The organism is Amycolatopsis sp. NPDC058986, assembly GCF_042741125.1.
Classification (GTDB): Bacteria; Actinomycetota; Actinomycetes; order Mycobacteriales; family Pseudonocardiaceae; genus Amycolatopsis.
In genome coordinates this window covers 1-2,390 of sequence record NZ_JBHYJW010000139.1, presented here as the reverse complement: position 1 = coordinate 2,390, position 2,390 = coordinate 1, and the positions used below count along the sequence as shown (strand labels likewise).

Sequence of the window (2,390 nt, the reverse complement as noted above, 5' to 3'; positions counted from 1 at the left end):
CCCCCCCCCCCCCCCCCCCCCGCCACATTGGGGCGCATGAGCCACCGCGTGACCGGAGCGCGCTGGAGGCCTAGAGGCCGTAGGCCTCCAGGAGGCGCAGCCAGACCTCGCTGATCGTCGGGAACGCCGGGACGGCGTGCCACAACCGCGAGAGCGGCACCTCGCCGACGATCGCGACGGTCGCGGCGTGCACCAGGTCGGCGACATCCTGACCGGCGAAGGTCGCGCCGAGCAGCACCTCGCGTTCGGTGTCGACGACGATCCTGGCCTTTCCGGTGTAGCCGTCGGCGTGCAGGGAGGAACCGGCGACCGCGATGTCGATTTCGACGACCTGGTCGGCCGAGCCCTCGCGCGCGTCCGCGAGCCCGACCGCGGCGATCTCCGGGTCGGTGAACACCACCTGGGGAACGGCGTGGTGATCGGCGGTCGCGGTGAACGGGCTCCACGGCCCGGCGACCACCTGCTCGCCCTTGGCCAGCGCGGCGACCGTGTCGCCCGCGGCCCGGGCGGCGTACTTGCCCTGGTGCGTCAGCGGCGCGCGGCCGGTGACGTCGCCCGCCGCGTAGAGCCAGCCACCGTCCACAGCGGACACCCGGCCGGTGTCGTCGACGTCGAGCGGCTTCCCCTCGGTCAGCCCTAGCCTGCCGAGGCCGAGCCCGCTGGTGGCCGGACGGCGTCCGGTGGCGACGAGCAGTTCGTCGACCACGAGCCGCGAACCGTCCTTCAGTTCTAGCTCGGTGCCGCCGTCCACAGCGGACACCCGGCTCAGGCCGGAGTTCGCGTGGACGCGCACCGCGTCGGCGCGCAGTCCGTCCAGGACGGCGTCCCCGGCGAACGCGGGCTGGCGAGGCAGCGGCCGTTCCCCCGTGATGATCAGATGGACCTCGGCGCCGAGCCGGGCCCACGCCTGCGCCATTTCGACACCGACGACCCCGCCGCCGAGCACGCCGAGCCGCGCGGGCACCGACGACGCCGACGTGGCCTCGCGCGAGCCCCAGGTCCGGATCGTTTCCAGCCCGGGAATCGGCGGCGTGCTCGGCACACTGCCGGTGCACACGATCACCGCGTGGCGCGCGGTGAGAACCCGGTCACCGTCCACGGTGACCTCCCGGTCACCGGTGATCTCGGCGTGCCCGCGCACCGGTTCGATCCCGGCGCCGCGCGCCCAGCCGACCTGCCCGGCGTCGTCGCCCTTGCCGGTGAACCAGTCCCGGCGCGCGAAGACCTGCTCCGGATCGATCCGGTCGCCGACCGGCACCCCGGGCATCCGCTTGGCCGCCGCGAGCAGATTTCCCGGGCGCAGCAACGCCTTGCTCGGGATACACGCCCAATAGGAGCATTCCCCGCCGAACCGCTCGTGCTCGACGAGGGCTACCTTCAACCCTCCTCGCGCCACTCGCTCGGCGGCGACCTCGCCCACCGGTCCCGCCCCGATCACCACGACATCGAAAGTCTGTGCCGACATGGGTTCAGCGCACACCACTACGCGAGTTCGCGCAAGCCAGCGGTTATCCTCATCAGCGAACTGCAAGGAATCGGCGGTATCGGGGGCCAGTATCGTCGCCGACCCGTTGCGCGCAGTAGGACGATCGAGCACGGGAGGTTTTCGTGGCCAGGAACACGGCGGTGCACTTGCTGGACGATCTGACCGGGGATCCGGCGGCGGAAACGGTCGCCTTCGCGCTGGACGGAATCGACTACGACATCGACCTTTCCGACGACAACGCCGTGGCACTCCGGTCGTTCCTCGACACCTACGTCCGGAACGGCAGGCGGATCGGCGGGCGCAAGCGCAGGCCGCGCATCGTCCCCGGTGCCAAGAAGAAGGCACGCGCCACCAAGACCGCCAAGCCGGTCGCGGGCCGCAGGGGCGTGAGCGCGCCGAAGGCGACCGCGGCCAAGTCCGCGGCCGCCAAGCCCGCCGCGAAGACCACCGCCAAGAAGGCCCCGGCCAAGGCGGCTCCCGCGAAGAGCACGGCGAAAACGGCCGCCGCGGCCAAGACCGCGCCGAAGAAGGCCACCGCGAAGCCGGCGGCCAAGAGCACCACCAAGGCGACCGCCGCCAAGCCCGCCGCCGCGAAGACGCGCGCGAAGGCTCCGGCGAAGACCACCGCGACGGCGAAGAAGGCCGAGCCCGCCACCCGCTCCCGCACCAAGAAGGTCGCGGCGCCGAAGGCCGAAGCACCGAAGAGGACCGCGCGGAAGGTTCCGTCGGTGACCTTCTCGGCTGCCGAACAAGGCTGAATCCATCGGACACCGAGGGACGCCCCGGGTGCGTTGACCGCATCGAGGGACCCCCCGTTACCTTCTTCGTAGCTCCTGATCAAGGAGTTCGTGGTCGCCAGGCCCGGCATGACTTTGTCCCCCTGTCTTTCCCATGATCCGGGGGG

Annotated in this window: 2 protein-coding genes; one reads left to right on the top strand and one right to left on the bottom strand. The window is 71.8% G+C overall.

The annotated features are described in order from the left end of the window. Positions 1 to 70: 70 nt before the first annotated feature. Positions 71 to 1,465: a dihydrolipoyl dehydrogenase family protein gene (locus ACFW0G_RS45450; RefSeq protein WP_378331816.1), complete on the bottom strand. Its 1,395-nt coding sequence runs from the start codon at positions 1,463 to 1,465 to the stop codon at positions 71 to 73. Positions 1,466 to 1,608: 143 nt separating this feature from the next. Here ACFW0G_RS45450 and ACFW0G_RS45445 point away from each other — a divergent pair, with 143 nt between their 5' ends. Continuing rightward, entirely contained in the window at positions 1,609 to 2,244 is a 636-nt protein-coding gene (locus tag ACFW0G_RS45445; protein WP_378331815.1) for a histone-like nucleoid-structuring protein Lsr2, read from the top strand. Positions 2,245 to 2,390 lie beyond the last annotated feature (146 nt).